This is a genomic window from Dokdonia genika (assembly GCF_042652845.1).
GTDB classification, from domain to species: domain Bacteria; phylum Bacteroidota; class Bacteroidia; order Flavobacteriales; family Flavobacteriaceae; genus Dokdonia; species Dokdonia donghaensis.
Window position 1 is genome coordinate 298,659 of the sequence record NZ_JBHSHB010000012.1, and the last position, 22,380, is coordinate 321,038.

The 22,380-nt window shown below is 37.1% G+C and carries 19 protein-coding genes and 1 tRNA gene; 8 read left to right on the forward strand and 12 right to left on the reverse strand.

The genetic code is table 11. From position 1 onward, the window contains the following. Positions 1–33: 33 nt before the first annotated feature. Positions 34–1,311, forward strand: a complete 1,278-nt coding sequence (locus tag ACFO5T_RS08305; RefSeq protein WP_380033555.1) for a replication-associated recombination protein A — start codon at positions 34–36, stop codon at positions 1,309–1,311. On the opposite strand, the gene ACFO5T_RS08310 is transcribed toward ACFO5T_RS08305, so the two are convergent. Genes ACFO5T_RS08310 through radC form a run of 7 tightly spaced genes read right to left on the reverse strand, consistent with a single transcriptional unit; the run spans position 1,308 to position 10,195 of the window. Beyond that, a complete protein-coding gene (locus ACFO5T_RS08310) occupies positions 1,308–4,655 on the reverse strand; it encodes a VCBS repeat-containing protein (protein WP_380033519.1) in 3,348 nt (1,115 codons plus the stop codon). The genes ACFO5T_RS08305 and ACFO5T_RS08310 overlap by 4 nt on opposite strands. Next, positions 4,655–5,479 carry a hypothetical protein gene (locus tag ACFO5T_RS08315; protein ID WP_380033521.1) on the reverse strand — a complete coding sequence of 275 codons (825 nt, stop codon included), beginning with the start codon at positions 5,477–5,479 and terminating at the stop codon, positions 4,655–4,657. The genes ACFO5T_RS08310 and ACFO5T_RS08315 overlap by 1 nt, the downstream gene beginning before the upstream one ends. Positions 5,480–5,483: 4 nt before the next feature. After that, positions 5,484–6,893, reverse strand: coding sequence for a DUF5723 family protein (locus tag ACFO5T_RS08320; RefSeq protein WP_380033523.1), 1,410 nt, complete (start codon positions 6,891–6,893; stop codon positions 5,484–5,486). 1 nt (position 6,894) lies between these two features. Continuing rightward, positions 6,895–7,455 carry a hypothetical protein gene (locus tag ACFO5T_RS08325; RefSeq protein ID WP_380033525.1) on the reverse strand — a complete coding sequence of 187 codons (561 nt, stop codon included), beginning with the start codon at positions 7,453–7,455 and terminating at the stop codon, positions 6,895–6,897. A 52-nt stretch (positions 7,456–7,507) separates the two neighbouring features. Further along, the gene (locus tag ACFO5T_RS08330) at positions 7,508–8,191 is read right to left on the reverse strand and encodes a YjjG family noncanonical pyrimidine nucleotidase (RefSeq protein ID WP_375252651.1); all 684 of its coding nucleotides are present in this window, start codon (positions 8,189–8,191) and stop codon (positions 7,508–7,510) included. After that, a complete protein-coding gene (locus ACFO5T_RS08335; RefSeq protein ID WP_380033528.1) occupies positions 8,184–9,467 on the reverse strand; it encodes a polysaccharide deacetylase family protein in 1,284 nt (427 codons plus the stop codon). Before ACFO5T_RS08335 ends, ACFO5T_RS08330 begins: the two co-directional genes overlap by 8 nt. Before the next feature lie 14 nt (positions 9,468–9,481). Further along, on the reverse strand, positions 9,482–10,195 hold the full coding sequence (gene radC / locus ACFO5T_RS08340) for a RadC family protein (protein ID WP_038599557.1): 714 nt from the start codon (positions 10,193–10,195) through the stop codon (positions 9,482–9,484). Between the two features lie 154 nt (positions 10,196–10,349). Between radC and ACFO5T_RS08345 the strand changes: the two genes are divergently transcribed. The 5 genes from ACFO5T_RS08345 to ACFO5T_RS08365 all read left to right on the forward strand — a co-directional run bounded on the left by ACFO5T_RS08345 (position 10,350) and on the right by ACFO5T_RS08365 (position 14,592). Then, positions 10,350–10,790 (forward strand): DUF1569 domain-containing protein, encoded by a 441-nt coding sequence (locus tag ACFO5T_RS08345; protein WP_380033531.1) that lies wholly within the window; start codon positions 10,350–10,352, stop codon positions 10,788–10,790. Between the two features lie 9 nt (positions 10,791–10,799). Next, complete coding sequence (locus tag ACFO5T_RS08350) at positions 10,800–11,411, forward strand: MarC family protein (RefSeq protein ID WP_380033533.1); 612 nt, start codon at positions 10,800–10,802, stop codon at positions 11,409–11,411. A gap of 314 nt (positions 11,412–11,725) precedes the next feature. After that, the gene (locus ACFO5T_RS08355) at positions 11,726–12,274 is read left to right on the forward strand and encodes a hypothetical protein (protein WP_380033535.1); all 549 of its coding nucleotides are present in this window, start codon (positions 11,726–11,728) and stop codon (positions 12,272–12,274) included. A gap of 265 nt (positions 12,275–12,539) precedes the next feature. Next, positions 12,540–13,097 carry an RNA polymerase sigma factor gene (locus ACFO5T_RS08360; RefSeq protein ID WP_038599546.1) on the forward strand — a complete coding sequence of 186 codons (558 nt, stop codon included), beginning with the start codon at positions 12,540–12,542 and terminating at the stop codon, positions 13,095–13,097. Then, positions 13,087–14,592, forward strand: a complete 1,506-nt coding sequence (locus ACFO5T_RS08365) for a hypothetical protein (protein ID WP_380033538.1) — start codon at positions 13,087–13,089, stop codon at positions 14,590–14,592. The genes ACFO5T_RS08360 and ACFO5T_RS08365 overlap by 11 nt, the downstream gene beginning before the upstream one ends. Before the next feature lie 266 nt (positions 14,593–14,858). On the opposite strand, the gene ACFO5T_RS08370 is transcribed toward ACFO5T_RS08365, so the two are convergent. From ACFO5T_RS08370 to ACFO5T_RS08385, 4 genes are all read right to left on the reverse strand, one after another. Then, on the reverse strand, positions 14,859–17,165 hold the full coding sequence (locus ACFO5T_RS08370; protein WP_375252657.1) for a M1 family metallopeptidase: 2,307 nt from the start codon (positions 17,163–17,165) through the stop codon (positions 14,859–14,861). A 63-nt stretch (positions 17,166–17,228) separates the two neighbouring features. Next, positions 17,229–17,723: a DUF6702 family protein gene (locus tag ACFO5T_RS08375; RefSeq protein WP_038599537.1), complete on the reverse strand. Its 495-nt coding sequence runs from the start codon at positions 17,721–17,723 to the stop codon at positions 17,229–17,231. Positions 17,724–17,794: 71 nt separating this feature from the next. After that, positions 17,795–18,568: a hypothetical protein gene (locus ACFO5T_RS08380; protein WP_038599534.1), complete on the reverse strand. Its 774-nt coding sequence runs from the start codon at positions 18,566–18,568 to the stop codon at positions 17,795–17,797. Next, a complete protein-coding gene (locus ACFO5T_RS08385) occupies positions 18,561–19,325 on the reverse strand; it encodes a carboxypeptidase-like regulatory domain-containing protein (protein WP_380033541.1) in 765 nt (254 codons plus the stop codon). The genes ACFO5T_RS08380 and ACFO5T_RS08385 overlap by 8 nt, the downstream gene beginning before the upstream one ends. Before the next feature lie 157 nt (positions 19,326–19,482). Between ACFO5T_RS08385 and pepE the strand changes: the two genes are divergently transcribed. Beyond that, on the forward strand, positions 19,483–20,187 hold the full coding sequence (gene pepE / locus ACFO5T_RS08390) for a dipeptidase PepE (RefSeq protein WP_380033543.1): 705 nt from the start codon (positions 19,483–19,485) through the stop codon (positions 20,185–20,187). A gap of 60 nt (positions 20,188–20,247) precedes the next feature. Here the strand turns inward: pepE and ACFO5T_RS08395 are convergent. Continuing rightward, positions 20,248–20,320: transfer RNA gene (locus ACFO5T_RS08395), tRNA-Gly, on the reverse strand. A 319-nt stretch (positions 20,321–20,639) separates the two neighbouring features. Here ACFO5T_RS08395 and ACFO5T_RS08400 point away from each other — a divergent pair. Continuing rightward, positions 20,640–22,380 (forward strand): beta strand repeat-containing protein (locus ACFO5T_RS08400; RefSeq protein ID WP_380033545.1); only part of this gene is annotated, 1,741 nt, incomplete at its 3' end.

Consider the following 22,380-nt stretch of genomic DNA (forward strand, 5'->3'; position numbering starts at 1 on the left):
TACAAGACATTTTTAATTAGCTATTTTTGTATGATGAATACACCGCTTGCAGAACGCCTACGCCCTAAAAAACTAGAAGATTACTTGAGTCAACATCACCTAGTAGGTGAGAATGGCTCATTGCAACAGGCTCTCAAAGCCGGGATTATACCCTCACTTATACTATGGGGACCACCAGGCATAGGTAAAACTACACTAGCAACCATAATCGCAGAAGAGTCTAAAAGACCTTTTTATACACTAAGCGCGATAAACAGCGGCGTTAAAGACATTAGAGAGGTAATTGATAAGGCAAAGCAAAGTGGCGGCCTCTTTACTCAGAAAAACCCCATATTATTTATAGATGAAATACATCGATTTTCAAAGTCTCAACAAGACTCTCTACTAGGTGCCGTTGAGCGTGGATGGGTGACTCTAGTTGGGGCAACTACAGAAAACCCGAGTTTTGAAGTTATACCTGCACTCTTATCTAGATGCCAAGTTTATATTTTAAAACCTTTTGAAAAGAAAGACCTCATCCTCTTACTCAATAGGGCTATTAATACCGATGAAATCCTCAAGAAAAAAAACATTACCCTCTCAGAAACAGAAGCTTTATTAAGACTAAGTGGCGGCGATGCTCGTAAATTACTTAATATTTTTGAGCTCATAGTCACTACAGAAAATGATAAGGATGTAGTCGTTACAAATGATATGGTATTATCAAAAGTGCAACAAAACATTGTGCGTTATGATAAAACAGGAGAACAACACTATGATATCATATCTGCATTTATAAAATCTATACGCGGTAGTGACCCTAACGCTGCCGTATACTGGCTGGCGAGAATGATAGAAGGCGGAGAGGATGTGAAATTTATTGCAAGAAGACTTATTATTGCCGCAGCAGAAGACATCGGAAACGCAAACCCTACCGCACTAGTTATTGCTAACAACTGTTTTCAAGCCGTTACTACAATAGGATACCCTGAGGCTCGTATTATTTTAAGTCAGTGTGTGACGTATCTCGCAAGCTCTCCTAAGAGTAACGCTGCATATATGGCTATAGGAAAGGCCCAACAACTTGTAAAGCAAACAGGAGATTTATCTGTACCACTACCCTTACGTAATGCTCCTACTAAACTTATGAAGGAAATAGGTTATGGTGATGATTATAAATACTCACACGATTACCCTGGCAACTTTGTGCAACAAGAGTTTTTACCAAAAGAAATAAGTGGCACGACTCTGTATGAACCCACAGATAACACAAGAGAAAAAGCTATAAGAGAAAACCTAAAAGCCAAGTGGGGTTCTAAATACAATTACTAGTCTATATCTACCACTCTTATAGCGGCATCATTTACAGCAGAAACTAAGATGTTTTTTGACAAGCCTTTGTGCGCTATAGTTTGGATATCTTTTACATTACCATCTAGAAAAAGTAGCGTCTCTGCAGTTGACAGTGCATTATAACCATCTTTCTTATTTGATATTAAAATAACTCCTACTCCAGCATCATATCTAGGCGTTTCAACCTCAGTTTCATAAATAGCACCAGCAATAATTAAGTCTTCATACCCGTCTTTATTAATGTCCAGCACTTCTATAGCAAGCCCTGGTCCAGTTTGTGCTAAAGCTGGAAGTGTAGCCGTAGTAAAACCACCTTCCTTTTTACCTATAAGAAGTAATGAAGAGAATGTATTTACCTCCTTTGCATATGCATTATTAAGACCTTCTCCATAAATGTCTTGGAGGGTAGCATTTGCAAAATCTGAATATGTTGTAAATTTTTCAGAAATGAAGGGCATTTGCTGTGTGCTACATTCCTTACCTCTCGCAGGCACGTAATTGCCATTGTACTCATTACTTAACACAAGATCAAAAGTGCCATTGCCATCAAAATCGTTTGCAAATACCTTAAATGGTTTTTTCTTTGATGCCTTATACTTAATATTATTACCTATGTTTCCTATCACATAATCCTTCACGCCATCACCATTAACATCTGTTTCGGCTGCAGCAAACCATAAGCCTAAAGATTCGTCTAGTTCTGGAAGGCTTTGCTTAACAAACGAGCCTCCTATGTTTTTAAGTAACCCTACGGGTGACCACTCGCCTACTATTAATAGATCATCCTTTCCGTCATTATCAAAATCTGTAGTGAGTACATCATTTATAATTCCAAAATCTAAAAGGTCTGGCGCTACAGTCTCTGTTACATCTGTAAATACGCCTCCTTCATTTTTGTATATTACAGAGGCTGTACTTACTGGAAATTTACCCTGCTCTATACGATTACCTACTACTATGTCTTGATCACCATCTTGATCATAATCTATAGCTGCTATGCTCTTACTAAAAGAATAGCGATACTCACTATTACTACCAAATGCTTCTCTCTTATAGGTGCCACTCCCATCATTTATATACAATCTATTCTCAAGTAATACATCTTGTGAAGCAAACTCATTTCCTCCACTTAATACAATGAGATCTTGATCACCATCTTGATCTACATCTACAAAAAGAGATTCCATATCTTCATATAACTTATCTGTATTAAGACTAGGTTGTGAAGATTTAATAAATCCGGTTTTAGACTGCACATAAATAGCGCCAGCTTGTCCAGCGGCACCACCTACATATAAGTCTTTAAGACCATCATTATTTACATCTCCCTTTGATATAAAAGGCCCCAATTGAGACTGCTTGTAGGGTAACAGAACTTCTTTTTTAAAATCATTAAAATCATTCTCTTTATGAGTAAAATCTATTCCGTAGGTGGTTTTTGCTTTCGCGAAAGCGTACTTAGGCTCCTCCATTTCTATAACCGGGAGTCCTGTTAAAGCAGCTTCACTTTCCTTTACAACCAGCATTTGATTTGCTCTTACATCTATAAACTCACTGCGTTTTCCAGAGAGCCATTGTACAATAACTTTATCTATATTTTCTTCATCTCCTAGCCCAAAATGCGCTATATCTTCTACAGCAGAGAGGTAGCCTCTGGTTCTTTTATTTTCGGCTACTTGTGTTCCATTTTTTGTAATGATTGTAACCTTAGCAAAATCTTCTGAGAGGACACCTTCGGTTTTTACTTTTATGAAGTTTCCTATCTCATTTTCGACCGATAGGTTTTTAAAAAGGAAAGCCGTGTCGTCTATATTATTTGTGATAAGCTCTAGGTCACCATCATTGTCAAGGTCTGCATACGCACCCCCATTTGAGTATGATGCTACAGCGAGACCCCACTGGTAAGAGTTATTTTTAAACTCAAGATCTCCATTATTTACAAAAGCGATATTGCTCAACTTCTCAGTAGGCATCGCATCATATAATTTTTGCTTCACCTCTAGTGGTACTACACCGTTAAAGGCTCGCTGTGTCTCACGTACTTGATTTTGAATATCGTTATCAAGCGCATAACGTCTGTATCCATTTGTGACATATACATCCCGGTCTGCATCATTATCCAGATCTGCCATTAGTCCTGCCCAGCTCCAATCTGTTTTTGCCATATGGGCTTGGTGCACTACGTTATCAAACCTGCCATTGCCACGATTGAGCTGCAATGAATTAAACATATACTGGTGCTGGAAACCTAGATCTTCTGTAAGCATATTAAAGCGTTGCTCATTCATACTAGCCATAAGGGTTTTAGAACGTACATGATCACTAGCAGCCATATCTAAAACAAAGATATCTTGTAGCTTATCATTATTAATATCTGCTATATCTACCCCCATTCCATAAAAAGAAACTTGGCCGGTATGTTCCTTTATTTTATCAGTAAAAGTTCCATCTTGATTGTTTATGTACATCGCATCTGGCACATAGTAGTCATTTGCAATATAAAGGTCTAGCCAGCCGTCATTATTTATATCACTCACCACAAGGCCTAGACCAAAGGCGGGTCTAAGCAAACCTGCCTTTTCTGTTATATTTTTAAATGTACTTCCCGTATTTTCATAAAGCTGGACACTACTTTTTTCTAAATTTTTACGAATCTCCATACTGGCAAAAAATCGCTTAGGATCAAGCCCATAGAGTTCATTTTCGTTTGATACAACAAGATCAAGGTCTCCATCTTTATCAAAATCAAAAAAAGAAGATTGTGTACTTATACCCGTATCTGCAATGTTGTATTGTTTTGCGCTTTCGCGAAAGCGGTTATCACCCTCATTTATATATAACAGGTTGCCACGCTCTTGTGCTTGCTTAGGTCCTCCTTGTGACACATAAATATCTATGAGGCCGTCATTATTTACATCTGCAAATGTGACACCGTTTGCCCATTGTTTACCTGCATTAATCCCTGCAGTATCTGAAATATCTTCAAACTGTAAATCACCCTTGTTGAGATACAATTTATTAGCCACCTGGTTACCTGTAAAAAAGAGATCTTGAAGGCCGTCGTTATTGATATCTGCCACACCCACGCCAGCGCCATTATAGAAATAATCAAAATCAAATAGATTTGCTAGTGAGCCTACATCTTCTTTAAGTGTATTTGAAAAAGTAATCCCGCTTGAATCGCTAGGTATCTGCTCAAAAATCTTTACGTCCTTAGTGTTTACGACTTTTGATGGCCTAGTTTCTTTTGAAATAGTTTGTTCTGTCTTATCACCACAAGACAGTAAAAGTATACCTATGAGTAGTGTGTAAAATTGCTTCATTATTCCTTTGTAAATATCATTTCAACTACGCCCGCGATACCTTTTATTTTACGCTGTACAACCAGCCTACCTTCTAAGAAAAAGGCTGTCCCACTAAAGTCTGTTGTAGTAACATCAAATGTTTCTTCATTACCCATCTCTGCAATGCCTATCTTTTTTGCGTCATCATAAAATGTGATTGAAGTACCCGTCTGTTTTGCTTTATAAAACCCATCTTCGCTAGTATATGTTATAGTAGTTTTTACTTGACCAGATTGCGGAGCAACCGTCTCTGGTGCTGCTATATCTAATACTTCATCTTTACTCGCAGATGGCTGTAAGACAGTTTCTTCATTATTTACGACAACTTCGCTTTTTGTTTGTTCTGAAACCTGACGCTCTTCTACCCCAGCCGATGGGTCATAGCTATACTTGAGGGCTTCTATATCATAAAAAGCTTCACGCAAAGCAGCGTGGTATGCCTTTTTGTAATCCTTATTCTTACTCCTCCCTTCAGAAGTTTTAAATATCACTTGATCATTGCAATCTTTTAAAGTTACCGTGAGCTTGGCTTGTATAAAAGTAGACTCACTATTTACCTCTGCATACAGTGCATCACAAGGATCAATTGGGTTCTTGAGAATTTCTTTATCTTTTTCTAAATATGCTTGAAAACCATATTTATTAAACAGAAACTTTGTAAGACTATTTACTTGATATTGATCTGGTGACTTTAAAAAATCAAACTCCTCTGGTACAATAACATACTTATAATCATTTACAGATTGTGCGTTTAAGTTAATACTCATTAATGCTATAATAAGTAAAGTAAAAAAGTATTTCATTAGATTATAATTTATTATCAAAAACTAGCTGCATACCCAGCTGTAGACTTGCTCCTCTGGCTTTTGCAACATTTGTATATTGCACTAAATTGTCTGTGGCAAGATAAAGATTAAATTTATTAATTTTAGCACTTACTAAGAACCCTAGATTAGTGGCAGAACGCTTATCATACGTATAGGTAAGTCTCGTAAGTAGGCCACTAGTCCAATCTTTATCATAATAAGAAGTAATGGCTGTTTGTAACCCTCTAGGTCTCCTAATAGTATTTAAATGAAGCCCTAGCTTATTTACATATTTTCTTGAACTAGAAGTCCGGCAATTACAAGTACCACTACGATCTTCACCAAAAGCATATTGTACAGATGTATTAAACTTTACTGGCCTCCAAGATGTGTAATTATTTGACAAGCTATCATTTGAGTTTATTGAGTCTTTAAACTCATCTTCTATATCTTGCCAATAGTCTGTAAACTCATCACCCTCAATAAGCGCAGGAAATGTAAGCTCTATTCCACTGGTCTCATAGTTACCACTCGCTGTAAAATTGCGCACATCATCCTTATGACTTATAACACCTAAATCTATAACACTTCCTGTAATAGACCATTGCTCATTAATAAAATGAGTAAAACCTATATCTAATCCAAATCCATAGTTTTTACTTAAAAAGGCATTGCTTACAAGCTCTGTAACGTCTGTATCTATCTCGTCATCATAAAAAGACGCAACACCAGAGGTATTTGCTACGAGACTAACATTGCGCAGTGTGTGAGTATAAAAATTAGGTCCATTAGGTGTTGTTCTTGTGGTAAAATCTCCTCTATTATTTATACTATTTACATTTGCGACGCTCATATACATTTTTGCTCTCACGCCTAGTTGCCAGGAATCGTTTATTTTTTTATTTATTCCAAAATGGTATACCGAAAGCGCCTCTGCTGTAAAAGCCAACTCAGAAAACTCAAAAGGTACATCTATATAATCTGCATTACCGTTATATGCAAGTGTTGCTAGATCTTTAGGAAAATATGAGAATACATCTATCTCGTGATATATTCCACCAGAATAATATATGTCTGATTTTGAAGAACGCCACCCAAATGAGAGGAGCTCCACTTGCACATTTGTATTAAAATAGTCTGTACTACTCAAATCAAAAAGAGCATTACTAATCGCTTCATTAATAGAAATATCATCTCTAAAGATGTCATAAGCACTTACTCCAGATGAACCTGCCTCAAAAGACAGACCAGAGAGCAATGGAACCCCTATGTGTTTATCAAAACTTACTGCCGTCCCTGGATTGCTTAACAGGCTTTGCGGTAATGCATCAACATTATAGAGCTGAGGCCTGTTCTGAGAAAAAACATAAGACGTACAAAATAGGAAGAAGAGCACTAATCTATTTTTCATCTTACAGATCTGAAAATTCTAGAGAATAAATAGCTTTACTCTGTAAGTTCAATTCACCAGTTTGAGGTAATGTCCCGGCATCAATAATAACTTCATTTGCTAGTTGTATGGAATTACGGATACTTTGCAGCTCTTGTTGTGTTACAGTCTCTGTAAACTCTGTTACAACTGGCTCTCCACTATTAGATCCAGAAACAGGAAAGATTATCTCATATTGTATAGCTCCGTTCTCACTCAGAAAAATGGACCTATTTGTAATAGACTGGTTAAAACTATTTGTTGCTCTATATGTAATTTCTACCTCTACTAGATTTTCTTGAGTAACCTCATCACCTAGAAAGTTAAGCTGGGTCGTGTCTCTCAGTATGATTTGATTATTTATAATCTCCTCATTAATCAAACTAGTGTAGTTTACAGTAAAAAATAACAAATCTGCATCTAGCCTGGGTGTAAGTACGACCTCATCTAGGCGATCAAAATCTACATCATCTACACAAGAGCTACAATATAGCAATATCGAAAAGACACAACCTAAAAATAGTTTTACTGACGATGGCTTCATACGTGGGGTTCTTTATGTAATGCAAACGCTTGTAGTCTATGTGTTATTGCTATTATAGAAAACTCTTGAGATGTGTTATTTCATCTACAACCTTAATCTCTTGTGGAAGCTTTAATTTATGATAATTAAAACAAATGGCATCCATACCTACTTTAAGCGCTCCTACAATATCTGCCTCATAAGTATCTCCTATCATTATACTTTGATCTGCCGCAACGCCAGCTTTATCCATTGCAAAGTGAAATATCTTTTCATTAGGTTTTTTTACCCCCACAGACTCACTAGAGGTCATAGTTTCAAAATATGGTGCAAGTCCAGATTTATGCATTTTTGTAGTTTGCACTTCGTGAAAACCGTTTGTAATAATATGCATCTTGTATCTAGGCGATAAGTAATCTAGCAGTTCTATAGTGCCTTCAAAAAGATGATTGTTTTCTGGAAGACATTCTATATAATCATCAGATAATTTATCTATAATATCATCTGTGACGGAGATTCCCATCTTGTCAAATGTTTTTTTAAACCTACCGTAACGTAGCTGCGCTTTTGTGATGCGCTCTTCTCTGTACCATTTCCATTGCTGGAAATTAATAGGGCTATACACCTCAAGAAACTCGTTGTAGTTAATACTGAGATTATTTCTTTCAAAAATCTTTATAAACGCAAGGCCACTATTGCGATCAAAATCCCAAAGGGTGTGGTCTAGATCAAAAAATACGTCTGTAATTTTACTCATCTGCTAGTAGGTGTCTAAAAAGTTTTTTACTGTATATATCATCAAAAGAGTGATTTGAAAACGAAATTCTAAAGACCCCATTTACTTTCTTTATACGATCACTCAACGCTTTGAGGTTTACAAAATCTATAGTGTGATTTTTATAATTAATCACATTATCAGATTGCATACATACAGGATGTATAAGTAATGGCGTTTGTATCTCGTAGTCTAGATCATAAAACAAGAATGACAGAGAGGTTCCCGCTCTAAAGCCAGTAGTATTTGCATAGCCCATTGTATAGTCACTTTGTATCTCTTGGTCTAGTGCATCTCTGTAAACATATGGTAAATTAAGTTTAAAGTTTGAGACGTGCATACTTCTCATAGGCCTGTGTATGATTTCTTGAAGACGTTTGCGCTCTACTGCAAGCACTTGCCTATCTGTTGCAGCTTGTGGTGATAGTAGTAAACCTACGCTGCAATAATCACCTATCATTTTTATGGTACTTTGAAAGCTGCGCTTTGAGTGTTTTATATTTTTCCCTGTCTGCCCGTAATCACCTATTTGAAAAAATATTTGAAACGGAATAGCACTTTGTTTTTGCACGTTTGCAAGCCAGCCAAAGCTGTCGTAAGGATCTTTTCTTGTTCCGAGAAGTACTTGTGAACGTTTTAAAATTTCGCGAAAGCGTAATTTTCCAAAATCTCTAAAATAACCCCCTACAGCACGCAGTACACCAAGTTTTTTATACTTAAATGCCTGAGGAACCGTAACGAGCATATGAACCTTATAGTCGGTTTTTTTTGTAATTAAATCTGGGAATTGAGTCGTAAGTACACGAGCAAATCGTTGTATCCATATATCTATCACAGGCTGCTCTAAAAAATTGTGCATACCCGCTAGACTCTCACTTGCCGGAAAGCGACCTAAACTATCTTTTACGTGTGGTAAGTACTCCTCATACCTACTTAAGAGATAAAAAGAAGCAGCAAAAATATCATAAGGAATTTGTGCACTAGCGTCTTTTATTTGAAAAAAACACGGCACACCCTCCCAGTCTTGCACAGCAATATCTATGGCTAGTATCCCTTGCTCAAAAAGTAAATCTACACTACGTATGTGCAACTCATTACCTAGCTTTTTTGACGTGTATGAGAGTTTTGCTCCTTCGTATGCAATAAACTCTTCTAGCTTTGTGGTAAATTTTACAGACACCCCCAGTACTCTAGTGCAAATATGTTTAAAAACATAAGAGACACGAGGCGTAATTTTGTGCGTGTAAACAAGTAACATATGGGGCGCTGCTGTTATAGAATACCATCATCGGCAAAGCTAAAATACTGCTTTTCGGTCACAATAATATGGTCTAATACTTGTATATCTAGGCTTTGAGCAGCGGTTTTTAACTTTGTAGTAAGCATCTTATCTGCCTGAGAGGGTTTGAGCGTTCCAGATGGGTGATTGTGCCCTAGTATCATCCCCACAGCACTGAGCTCTATGGCCGTTTTCATAACCATACGCACATCTACCAGCGTGCCTGTAAGACCTCCTTTACTTACTTGCTCCTTGCGTAAGACTTTATTAGAATTATTAAGAAACAACACCCAGAATTCTTCGTGCGGTAATTCTCCTATAATGGGTTGTAAGATGGTATACGCATCTTTTGAAGAAGTAATACGCTTTCGCGAAAGTGTCTCTCCACCGCTACGTCTTCTACCCAGCTCTAGTGCCGCTGCGATAGTGACTGCCTTTGCCTCGCCTATTCCTTTAAACTTCATTAAATCCTTTACCGAAAGTTTACCCAGCTCAGACAAGTTATTTTCGGCTTGTGAGAGAATGCGTTTACTAAGGGATACGGCACTCTCTTCTCGCGAGCCAGAGCCTATAAGTATAGCGATAAGCTCTGCATCTGAAAGGACAGAGCGACCTTTAATCATTAATTTCTCTCTGGGTCTATCATCTTCAGACCAGTTTTTTATTGAAATATAAGAGGACGTGTCTTTTACAGTGTTTTCTTGCATAAGCCTTAAATATAGGGTTTTACAATATTATATCTTATTGCATTTTAAAGAAAACATAAACATCAAGATTGCTCACATTTTTAAAGGAAGCCGTAATTATTGTACATTAATAGTCTAATATTGATATAAGAAAATTAATCGCAAAGAACCGGCTATGAAATCACTTTTTGACCCAACCACATACCAAGAGACAAAAACCAGAATACAAGCCTTACAACCAGATAGCACAGCCCGCTGGGGTAAGATGAATGTAGGGCAAATGGTAACGCATTGTCAATTTCCTTTTAAGGTGGCACTAAGTGACAAACCAAGAAAAGCAAAGTGGAACCCTATTATGCGGTTATTTAAAAAATCTTTATATAATGATAAGCCCTGGCGTAAAAACCTGCCTACAGCTCCAGAGGCAAAAATCACAGATAGCCGTGATCTAGACCTTGAGCGTGAGAAACTTCTATCTATGGTAGATGCTTTTTATAACAAACGTGAGCAACAAGAGTGGCAACCACACCCTATGTTTGGCCACTTTACTAACGAGCAATGGGGACAACTTGAGTACAAACATCTTGATTATCACTTAGGCCAGTTTGGCGTATAAACACTTGTTATGACAGAAGTACTAACATCTATATTTTTCATATTTGCCGTTATTGATCCCATAGGGACAATACCTGTTTACCTTGAGGCGACAAAGGAGTTTGACTTAAGATATAAAAAGAAAATTGCCATAAGAGCCTCTGTTATGGCGTTTATGATATTACTCTTTTTTATTGTTATAGGCCAGCTTATACTTGAGGGAATGTCTGTCTCGCTAGACGCATTTCAGATTTCTGGAGGTGTGATTTTATTTCTCTTTGCCCTTACTATGATTTTTGGTGATGGCAAGCCAGATCAAGAAAAAAATGGCATCACAGATTATAAACACGTTACTATCTTCCCTATTGCGATACCCTCTATAGCGTCTCCAGGAGCTATAATGGCGGTTGTTTTACTCACAGACAATCATTTATATTCCATACAAGAACAACTTATCACTACCGTGCTTGTGCTCATAGTTATAGGCCTCACCTGCTTGATACTTTTAGGTGCAAATAGGTTACAAAAACGTATAGGTAATTACGGAATTACTGTCATAAGTAAGATTATGGGACTTATACTCGCAGCTTATGCAGTACAGAGCATTCTATCTGGGATAAGTCACTACTTTAGTAAGATTTAAAGCAGTTATACCTACTTATCCAAGTGCACAGTACGTCATAGTAGTGTGCGCCTAGAAAACTTAACTACATATTTAAGTTTTTTTCAATATTACGACAGCGCACTACAGCTAGTTATAGTGCGTTTGTAAAATGACTTAAAAAAAGGGTTCCAAATAGATTGATTTTTTTAGGGTTGAGTTTACGCTTTCGCGAAAGCGTTATCCTATCACTTTTAAACCATTAAGTAACTCCCGATAATAGTTGACTTTACTTATCTAGCCTCATTTAAAACAGATTTGTACATTGCTATGGTTAATCAAAAAATCGAAAAACTATGAATTTTAAAGCTATTTACTTTCTCGTATTAATTATGGTATTTGCTAGCTGTGATGATGACAATGTTAACTTGAGCAGTATTACAGATGCCGCTTCAAATGGAGCTGTAGTAGAACTAGTAAGCACCACAAATAACACAATCTCTCAAGAAGATGCTCAGGGCTCACTAGAAGCGAGACTTGAATATAGGGATGATGAAAGTGGGACACTTCTAGAAGAGATGAGAGTGTATCTAACCTACTACGACCTATCTGAGATGGATGGAGACAGCACAGAGGCCCTTGTAGAACAAGAAATTCTCTTCGAGACTATTGCGGCTAGTAACTTTATTGCCGGCGAAAACAGCTTTCCTGTCTATGACCTAGCAATTACTGCAGATCAGTTTTTAAGTAACACAAATAATACATCTTCTAGCATTGCAGCTGGTGATATTTTTACAACAAGATTTGAATTATTACTTACAGATGGTCGTGTTTTTACTTCAACAAATACAGCTGTTAATGGTGGTCTCAATATAGATTTCATAATTAATACAGAGGTTAATTAAAGATTTTATATCATAATCACCCCACTACCATAGAGCGCTTCTTATTTTAAATAAGTAGCATTGTTAACTTTACAAGAATCCTTACTGATAAAAAATTACGTTTTCACGCAACCTTTTTATAACTTCTAGTCTTTCTTATGAAGAACAGAAATAAGTTGCTATGAAATTGAAAATATCTTAATAATATATTTGAAGCTTAAGAACTCTTTTTACACCCCAAAAGATCTTAAGCTTTTTATATACTCACTGTTTAACATCAAATCTCTTGGAGCTAGAGAAGCTTTTAAAAAAATGTAAAAAGGGTGACCGTAAGGCACAGCAGTCTTTGTACAATGTATACAAGGATAGACTTTTTGCGCTTAGTATGAAGTATTGTAAAAACAGAGATGAAGCTCAAGATAATCTTCAAGACTCATTTGTAACCATATTTACAAAAATTAATACTTATAAAAATGCAGGCTCTTTTGAAGGGTGGATGAAGCGCATTGTTATAAATAAAGCAATAGATAGATATAAGAGAAAACCATATTTAGAGTCTATAGATGATCATCAGGTTCAAGAAGAGGACACGACTATAGATCAAGATGATACGGCTATACCCTTGCAAACATTACTCAAGCTAGTGCAAGAATTACCAGATAGATATAGACTAGTATTTAACCTGTACCAACTAGATAACTACACTCATAAAGAGATTGCAATGGCCTTAAATATAAGCCAAGGAACATCGAAATCTAATTTGCACAGAGCCAAACTAATATTAAAAGAAAGAATAATAGCCTTAACGGCTGCTCAAAAAAATTCCATAGTAAATGGGAACTAGAAAAGACATAGGCAAACTCTTTAAAGAGCGTCTAGGTGGTATAGAGCAATCACCAGATGCTGGACTATGGGATAATATTGCCGCAGAACTTGACCAGACTAAAGGCCGTCGTATAGCGCCATTTTGGTATTATTTTGGAAGTGCTATTATTATAGGAGCACTAAGCTTGCTTTGGTTTGCTCAACCAGAGCAAGTCGTGAAAAAAGAGAAACAAAGCTTAGTAAATAGCGAGACTGTTAAAGACTCTGATAACGTTAATATAGAAGATGCGTTAACCACAACTTCAAAATCTACAGAAGATAAAAACACTACAGCGACTACTGGTGAGCAAGATAAAGTACAAACAATACAACAAGACACCACTTACAACTCACAGACAGCAATAATTCTATCAGGGTTAGCTACAAATAGGCCAACTATTAATACTATTAGTTCTAGTAACAAAACCAATTACTCATTAATAGAAATTGAAGCGCTTAAAAACAATAGTGCTACTGTGGCTTCAAACAGTAATCGCAGTAACAAAAGTCACACCCCTCAGCTTCTTTACACTAGCAAAGGTAATGAAGAGGCTCTTGCAAAGTATAAAGCCGAGGTCAAGAAGGCATTAGAACTCGAGATTGCTCAGCAAAAAGAGCAAGCAGCTATAGAAGTGGCGGCTGTCATTAAGAAAAAGACAGATAGTATTAACAAGGCTGTACAAAAAGCGCTCACTTCAAACACAAAAGCAAAGAAAAAAATAAAACTACCCAAAACAGAAGAAGAACGTGCCGAAGATCGTAAAAACGCTACAGAATATGAGATTGCCATCTCTCCATACACCAGTGTATTAAGTTATGGTTCTGTAAGTAAAGGGTCTTCTATAGATGATAGACTAGTAAACAATCCCCGAGATGCTATATCTACAGTAGGATATGGTATGCGCGTAGACTACACACTAGGCGAAAAAAGTAGCCTTAGACTAGGTATAGGCTATGCTCCATTAAAATATCAAACAGATAACTTTCAAGTATCTGTAACAGATGGAAATATTAATATCTATGAACTTTCTGCTATAAACTTAGCCAACTTAAATAGTGGTAGTAGTACAGAAAGCTCTCCAGAAGCGCAAAGTTTTTTTAATGCAAATGACATCGTCTCTATAGAGCAAAATATTTCTTACATAGAGGTTCCAGTAGGTTTCCAATATAGGTTTATAAATAAACGTGTTTCATTTAGTGTAAACCCTGGTTTGAGCTTATTAATCCTTAGTAATAATGAAATATATGCAACCGCAGCCTCTGGGCAATCCATATTTGTAGGTCGTGAAACTAATCTCAACGGGCTGAGTCTAGCATTTAACTTTGGTTTAGGTGGCCATTACAATATAAACGAAAAATGGCGTCTTAATGTTGAGCCTGTTTTTAGATATCAACTCAATCCTTATGCAAATAACCTAAGTAACTTTAGACCATATTATATAGGTGCACAATTTGGAATGTCTTACAAGTTTTAAAAGACTAGTCTCCTGTAAAAAGAACTATTTACTGGATAGTTATAATTACGCTTTCGCGAAAGCGTAAAAAGCTCCACAAATACAGTAACACAATAGACTTAGCAACCACAGCCCTATTAAGAAGAGCTATATAAAGGCTCTGTTAAAACAAGCTAAGATGGTTTACAGCCACTTGTACTATTAATACTTTAGATGTCTATGTAATAAAAAAGCCGTTTCTCAATATTGAGAAACGGCTTTATAAATAGTGACAAAGGTATTAGTTACTAGTTACCCTTTGCATTGTTTTTAAACTTATCAAACTTACCTAGCTTTTTTGCTTTAGGCCAGCTGTTGTTATCTGTATCAATATCTGCTGTTTCAAGATCTGGATCTACTGTAATTTTTACAATTTCCTTATCTGAAGCTATTGCTTTACTTACCTCTGCATCATTCTTTCTCCACACTTGTGCCGGGTATGTAACTTTCTTTTTTGATCCATCTGCATATTCATACTCAACAATAATAGGCATTGGGATTCCTCCTGGCTTCTCAAAAACTACTTTGTATAAAAACTTAGGGGTTTTGATCTTTGCGCGCTCTTCTGGAGTAAAGTTATCCATAAGATATTCTTTAAGGGTAGGTGATGCTTCAAGCATATCTTTACCTCTCATATCTTCTGTAAATTCTGGGCTATCTTCATCTACTACATAAATAGCTTGAATTTGACTAGGATCTGTAATACCATAACGTGCTAGTAATGCCTTTCCAGCCTCTGTTACTTTATCTGTCACATAGTACTGCTTTACATCTTTAAGACCTATATCTACAGCCTCTGTACTATAAAACCATCCTCTCCAGAACCAGTCAAGATCTACTGCAGATGCATCTTCCATCGTACGGAAAAAATCTTCTGGTGTAGGGTGTTTAAACATCCAGCGTTGTGCATATGTTTTAAACGCGTGATCAAAAAGATCGTGCCCCATTACAGTCTCTCTTAAGATATTAAGAGCAGTTGCTGGCTTACCATAGGCATTTGCACCTAGGTTAAAAGCGTTCTCTGGGTTAGACATAATAGGCGCTATATATTCTTGATTTCCTTTCATATACCCTACTATTTTAGAAGGTGCTCCTCGTCTTGATGGGTATGCGTCATTTCCTTTTATAGCTTCTGGATAGTTTTGACCAAACTCTTGCTCTGTAAGGTATTGCATAAAAGTATCTAGACCTTCATCCATCCATCCCCACTGGCGCTCGTCACTGTTTACAATCATAGGGAAGTAGTTATGACCTACCTCGTGTATAATTACTGAGATCATACCAAATTTTGTTCTGTCACTGTACGTTCCATCTTCGTTAGGACGACCATAGTTCCAACAGATCATAGGGTACTCCATACCTTGACCCTTTGCGTGTACAGAAATAGCCTTTGGGTAAGGGTAGTTAAAAGTATACTTTGAGTAGGTATCTAGTGTTTGTACAATTGCTTTTGTAGAGTACTCCTCCCATAATGGATTTCCTTCTGGTGGGTAGATAGAAATAGCCATTACATCACGCTCTGGAAACTTTACTGCCTGTGCATCCATTATATAACGACGTGATGATGTAAATGCAAAGTCACGCACGTTTTTTGCTCTAAGCTTCCACGTTTGTGTTGCTTTCATTTTTCCAGCGGCCATTTTTTCTGCCTCTGCTTGAGTACGGATGATAACAGGCTTATCATAAGATTTTTTTGCCTGCTCCCATCTCTTCATTTCTTCTTTACTGTAAACATCTTTTAGATTTACAATCTCACCTGTACCATCAAGTAAGTGATCTTTTGGTACTGTAATATCTACTTCATAATCTCCAAAAGGTAATGCAAACTCTCCGTTACCCCAGAACTGGTAGTTCTGCCATCCTTCTACATCATTGTATACTGCCATTCTTGGGAAGAACTGTGCAATGATATATCCTTTATTACCGTCTTTATAAGTTTCATAACCAGATCTAGCACGATCTACCGTGTGTTCTGGTATAAGATAGTTCCACTTTATAGAAAATGTGTAAGACTCGCCAGCTTTAAGAGGCTGTGGCATATCTATGCGCATCATCGTCCAGTTTATGGTGTGGTTAAGGCTACGACCATTAGACTTTACCTCTTCTATTTTAAAACCTCCATCAAAAGGCTCACTTTTCATATATGATCCCACAAAAGAACCTGGCTGCGATACAGCTCCAACTCCTCCACCGTTTTTCTCTTTGGCAGGTGAATCTTTCTCTCTTACGTTTTGATCAAGTTGTACCCATAGATACTCAAGATCGTCTGGAGAGTTATTTGTGTACGTAATTGTTTCAAACCCATTAATGATGTGTGTATCATCATTAAGTTCTATTTGCATTTTGTAATCTGCATTATTCTGGTAGTAAGCGTGACCTGGCGCTCCAGAGGCTGTTCTGTACTGGTTAGGTGTAGACATTTCATTGTAGAGTTGTCTAAACCTGTTTGTGTTTTCGTGCCCCATTGCACGCTCTTCTGTTTGTTCTTCTTGAGCAAAAGCGCTTGTGCCTAGAAGTAAAAATGCTGCGAGCAGCATATACGAGTAACGAATCATAAGTGTGTTGAATTAGTTTTAGCTTTAAAAATAGCCATCCTTAGCAGTGTTTTGGGATAATTTTTAAAATTTTAACAACCCTTTAGCATTTCCCGCAGTAAGCAGAAAACTTTTCTTGTTCTTTCCTATAGTAGTATGCACCATATTTTTTTGGTCTGGAAACAAATCCATAAGTAGCTCATTATCTATCTCAAATGTTTTAATTAGCTCTATATCTGTGATTTCTACATAGCAAACCACATAATCGTCTTCATACTCCTTGCCTAAAAACTGGAGCTGTCTTTTTTCTCCATTTACGGTTATTATGAGCTTTTTTTGAAGATATTTATTTAGGTAAAGGTCCAGTTTTTCTTGATTTGCGGTTGCATCTACTACAATGGTCTCATCATAACGCTCTTGCAGCACTGCTTCAAGATCATCATAAAATAACCGCGATATCATTTGTATGGATTTTTCTTGCTCGTCATACACTACATCTGTAACACTAAGGTAATACTTATGTAATGAGGCTCCCATAAGCAATGGAGCGATTATAAATAGTAAAAGAACTTTTCTCATAATGAATTTAGATGATGGGTTTACGCTTTCGCGAAAGCGTACTATAAAATTTTCAATAAATGTGCCAGTAGTTAATCTTGAGGTACAAGTTTTCTATAGTCTTCTGACTTTTTCATCATAAACTCAAGCAGTCCCAAGACGTTATCTGTATCTACGAGCTCTTTTGCCTTTGGGTCTTCAAAGGTATAATACACAAAATCTTCTATAGATTCTTTATTTATAGCTAGCTCATTCATATACACACTATCTGAGAAGCTGTGCCTACTTTCTTGCACTAGTTTTTCAAACCTTGATATTTCAATATGTTTTTTGAGCATTTTTAATCTGCCAGTGATTGAGTTTATGAGTCCGTCTAGCGGGATGCCTCCCCCACTGGTTACAGCTGTATAATAGCGACGCTCTTCTACCGTGCGCGGCGGGGCTGTGTTTTCTGGTATACCTAAATCTGTAGGTGTGATTTTTATCTCATATTCTGTAGTACCCACATCTTTTGTTATATCACCAGTGAGATCTATATTACTTATCGTTACTTGATCAAGCTCTGTAATTTTTGGTATTAAATACAAGGTGATTTTACCTCTATTGAACATCGTATTATTTACCACAAACTGTCTAGGCTCATATTGTACTGCGCTCACATTTATGGTATCATTAAGCCTCGCCTTAATAACAAATTTTCCGTTTTGTGAGGTTATCGTCCCTGTTCTTAATGTCATATTTACCACGGTAAGATTTGCCTTATCTATAGTATCATTAAGAACTTGACCCTCTAGCATTATTACATCTTGAGAATATAATACTGTGGAAATTAAAAAAAACAAACAGAAGTTTATATACTTAATCATCGTTAGTAGATTTATTAGGTAAGACGCCCTCAGACTCCTTACGTTTCAAATATGCGGTAGATTTTTGTAACATTAAATCTAAGATAGCCATTGTGTTGCCTTGATTTGATAAACGTACGGCTTTTTTATCTTCAAAAACATAGTATACAAAATCTTCTATAAGGTCTTCTGGTATATTTAAAGACTTCATATATGTACTATCAGAAAATGTTTGATGATTTTGCTCAACCATCATCTTAAATTTTGAAATTTTTAAATGCTTTTTTAGCATTTTGGTACGCCCGCTTATGGCGTTTATAAGGGAGCCTAGTGGACCAGCTCCTGCAGTAGCACTATAAACTCTACGCTCTTCTACTGTCATCGTAGGTTTTGCATTTTCTGGTATACCTAAAGATGACGGCGAGATAAACCTCTTAAGTGGCACTGCCTTGAGATCCTTAGTTATATCTCCCGTAAGATCAATGTTACTTATGACCACTTCATCTAGCTCATTGAGTTTAGGTATGAGATAAAGTGAGAGTTTCATACGTTTATATATGACTGGAGTAATTATTATGCGCTTACTCTCATACTGCACAGCACTTATGTTAAGCGTGTCATTAACTCTCACTGGTATTTCAAAAACCCCATCTAGATTAGTAACAGTACCCGCGCGCATATTAATATTTACAACTGTTATGGAAGCAACCTCAATACTATCATTAAGAATTTTACCTTCTAACATTAAGCTATTTTGAGCAGTGAGTAAACTACTCATACATAACAATATGGGAATTATATAGATGTAATGTCTCGCGATAGTATACTGTTTTATGTGTGTTGTAAAAATAGGTCAGCTCTTTACGCTTTAGGTTTAATGTTTTGTTAATTCACTTTTACTTGCTCTAGTTTGTATTTTTGAATAAAGAATTAATATGCCAAAAAATATTATCGCCGCAAGCACCTCTACTATTTACGGGGGCACTTATTTAGAGTATCTCCTTCCAGAACTCAAAAAGTTATTTCATAATGTAACTGAGATTATATTTATACCGTATGCTAGACCTGGCGGCATCACTCACGATGACTATACCGCTATTGCTCAAAAAGCTTTCTCAAAAATTAATATCTCTGTAAGAGGCCTTCATACTTATAAAGACGCAACAGAAGCCCTAAAGGTTGCCCAAGGCATATTTACTGGCGGAGGAAATACGTTTGTTCTAGTTAACCAGCTATACAAAATAGATGTAATGCATACGCTTAGAGATTTAATCTTAAACGGAACCCCCTATCTAGGCACAAGTGCTGGAAGTAATCTTTGCGGTCTCACTATGCAAACTACAAATGATATGCCTATTGCCTACCCGCCAAGTTTTAAAACATTGGGAGTTTTACCTTTTAATGTAAACCCGCATTACCTAGATCCAGATACAGACTCTACGCATATGGGTGAAACCCGAGAGACACGTATTAAAGAATACCACATTTACAATACAGTCCCAGTGTTAGGAATACGAGAAGGAAGCTGGATACGAGTAAAGGGCAAACAAATCACATTACAGGGTGACCATACAGCTCGAGTATTCAAACAAGATAAAGAGCCTTATGAGATTGACTCTTTGTCTACAATTGAATTATAGATTACGCTTTCGCGAAATAAAATAAAAAAAGCCCTGTAAATCTACAGGGCTTTTTCTTTGAGCGGGAGACCAGGTTCGAACTGGCGACATTCAGCTTGGAAGGCTGACGCTCTACCAACTGAGCTACTCCCGCATTTATTGAAGATTGTTCTTCAAAAGGTAATTAACAAAAGGCTTTTCTAACAAACCTTAATATTAAAGCGAGGCAAAAATAAATCTTTTTAAACGATACGCAAGGAAAAAATTAAAAAACATTTGAATACAACATTTTTTTAAAATGCGCATTTCATCGATACAAAACTGCGCTTCGTCTGAAAGTTGCTGATTTACAATGCCCTTATTTTAACTTTGAACCTAAAATAAATTTTATTCTAAATTAGAACTAATAAGCTATGTACTACGTATATATTTTTAACAAAATTTGTACAAGTAAATGCGTAAATTTCGCGACAATGAAATATAATAAAATTATGTTCCCTCAAATGAAAAAACTACTCACCCTTACAAGTTTTCTCATACTATCTATATCTGCCATTGGCCAGGTTAAGGTAGGTGATAATCCGAATACTATAGATCCAGCATCGCTACTCGAACTTGAAAGTACGAGTAAGGTCCTTGTGGCAACAAGAGTTAGCACTTCTCAGATGAACAATATCACTCCTCTTTCTGGAGGACTTGTTTTTAATACAGACGAGAGCTGTTTTTATCAATATGATGGATCTAACTGGCTAAGTCTATGCCAGATGGCTTCTATGATAGTTGACAATGGAGATGGAACATACACCTATACAGATGCAAATGGAAATTCGCAAATTATAAACACTCAGGCTTCTGCAAATCCTTATGATAACACGACATCAGGACTTATTGCGACAAATGTGCAAGACGCTATAGACGAAATCAACGCAGCGGCAGGAACAGTAGCTCTTGTAGATAACGGTGACGGAACGTATGATTTCACAGACGCAAGCGGAGCAACAACGACTATCGCAGACACTTCTATCTCGACACTCGTAGACAACGCAGACGGGACATATACCTATACAGATGAAACAGGAGCAACGCAAGTAATCGACACAAATGCTTCTGCAAATCCTTATGACAACACGACTTCAGGACTCGTAGCAACAAATGTGCAAGACGCTATAGACGAAATCAACGAAGCAGCAGGAACAGTAGCACTTGTAGATAATGGCGACGGAACGTATGATTTCACAGACGCAAGCGGAACTACAACAACTATCTCAGACACTTCGATTTCGACGCTAGTTGACAATGCAGACGGAACATACACATACACAGATGAAACAGGAGCAATACAGGTAATAGACACAAGCGCTTCTGCAAATCCATATGATAACACAACGTCAGGACTCGTAGCAACAAATGTGCAAGATGCCATAAACGAAATAAACGCAGCTGCGGGAACAGTAGCACTCGTAGATAACGGCGACGGAACTTACGATTTCACAGACGCAAGCGGAACAACAACGACTATCGCAGATACTTCGATATCAACACTCGTAGACAACGCAGACGGAACATACACCTACACAGATGAAACAGGAGCAACACAAGTAATCGACACAAATGCTTCTGCCAATCCTTATGACAACACGACTTCAGGACTCGTAGCAACAAATGTGCAAGACGCTATAGACGAAATAAACGCAGCAGCAGGAACAGTAGTACTTGTAGATAATGGCGACGGAACATATGATTTCACAGACGCAAGCGGAACAACAACGACCATCGCAGATACTTCTATCTCGACACTTGTTGACAATGCAGACGGAACATACACCTACACAGATGAAACAGGAGCAACACAAATAATCGACACAAACGCTTCCGCAAATCCATATGACAACACGACTTCAGGACTAGTAGCAACAAACGTGCAAGACGCTATAGATGAAATTAATGCAGCAGCAGGAACAGTAGCACTTGTAGACAACGGTGACGGTACTTACGTTTTTACAGACGCAAGCGGAACAACAACAACCATCGCAGATACTTCGATCTCAACACTCGTTGACAACGCAGACGGAACATACACCTACACAGATGAAACAGGAGTAACGCAAGTAATCGACACAAATGCTTCTGCAAATCCATATGACAATTCAACATCTGGATTAGCAGCAACAAATGTGCAAGATGCTATAGACGAAATCAACGCAGCTGCGGGAA

Excerpts from the sequence above, each read along its gene's own strand:
- ACFO5T_RS08365 (WP_380033538.1), top strand. The coding sequence starts at position 13,087 with ATGGGAACTAGAAAAGACATAGGCAAACTCTTTAAAGAGCGTCTAGGT.
- ACFO5T_RS08335 (WP_380033528.1), bottom strand. The coding sequence starts at position 9,467 with ATGTTACTTGTTTACACGCACAAAATTACGCCTCGTGTCTCTTATGTT.
- ACFO5T_RS08305 (WP_380033555.1), top strand. The coding sequence starts at position 34 with ATGAATACACCGCTTGCAGAACGCCTACGCCCTAAAAAACTAGAAGAT.
- ACFO5T_RS08380 (WP_038599534.1), bottom strand. The coding sequence starts at position 18,568 with ATGATTAAGTATATAAACTTCTGTTTGTTTTTTTTAATTTCCACAGTA.
- ACFO5T_RS08375 (WP_038599537.1), bottom strand. The coding sequence starts at position 17,723 with ATGAGAAAAGTTCTTTTACTATTTATAATCGCTCCATTGCTTATGGGA.
- ACFO5T_RS08345 (WP_380033531.1), top strand. The coding sequence starts at position 10,350 with ATGAAATCACTTTTTGACCCAACCACATACCAAGAGACAAAAACCAGA.
- ACFO5T_RS08370 (WP_375252657.1), bottom strand. The coding sequence starts at position 17,165 with ATGATTCGTTACTCGTATATGCTGCTCGCAGCATTTTTACTTCTAGGC.
- ACFO5T_RS08330 (WP_375252651.1), bottom strand. The coding sequence starts at position 8,191 with ATGAGTAAAATTACAGACGTATTTTTTGATCTAGACCACACCCTTTGG.
- ACFO5T_RS08350 (WP_380033533.1), top strand. The coding sequence starts at position 10,800 with ATGACAGAAGTACTAACATCTATATTTTTCATATTTGCCGTTATTGAT.
- ACFO5T_RS08325 (WP_380033525.1), bottom strand. The coding sequence starts at position 7,455 with ATGAAGCCATCGTCAGTAAAACTATTTTTAGGTTGTGTCTTTTCGATA.
- ACFO5T_RS08385 (WP_380033541.1), bottom strand. The coding sequence starts at position 19,325 with ATGAGTAGTTTACTCACTGCTCAAAATAGCTTAATGTTAGAAGGTAAA.
- pepE (WP_380033543.1), top strand. The coding sequence starts at position 19,483 with ATGCCAAAAAATATTATCGCCGCAAGCACCTCTACTATTTACGGGGGC.
- ACFO5T_RS08355 (WP_380033535.1), top strand. The coding sequence starts at position 11,726 with ATGAATTTTAAAGCTATTTACTTTCTCGTATTAATTATGGTATTTGCT.
- ACFO5T_RS08310 (WP_380033519.1), bottom strand. The coding sequence starts at position 4,655 with ATGAAGCAATTTTACACACTACTCATAGGTATACTTTTACTGTCTTGT.
- ACFO5T_RS08315 (WP_380033521.1), bottom strand. The coding sequence starts at position 5,479 with ATGAAATACTTTTTTACTTTACTTATTATAGCATTAATGAGTATTAAC.
- radC (WP_038599557.1), bottom strand. The coding sequence starts at position 10,195 with ATGCAAGAAAACACTGTAAAAGACACGTCCTCTTATATTTCAATAAAA.
- ACFO5T_RS08320 (WP_380033523.1), bottom strand. The coding sequence starts at position 6,893 with ATGAAAAATAGATTAGTGCTCTTCTTCCTATTTTGTACGTCTTATGTT.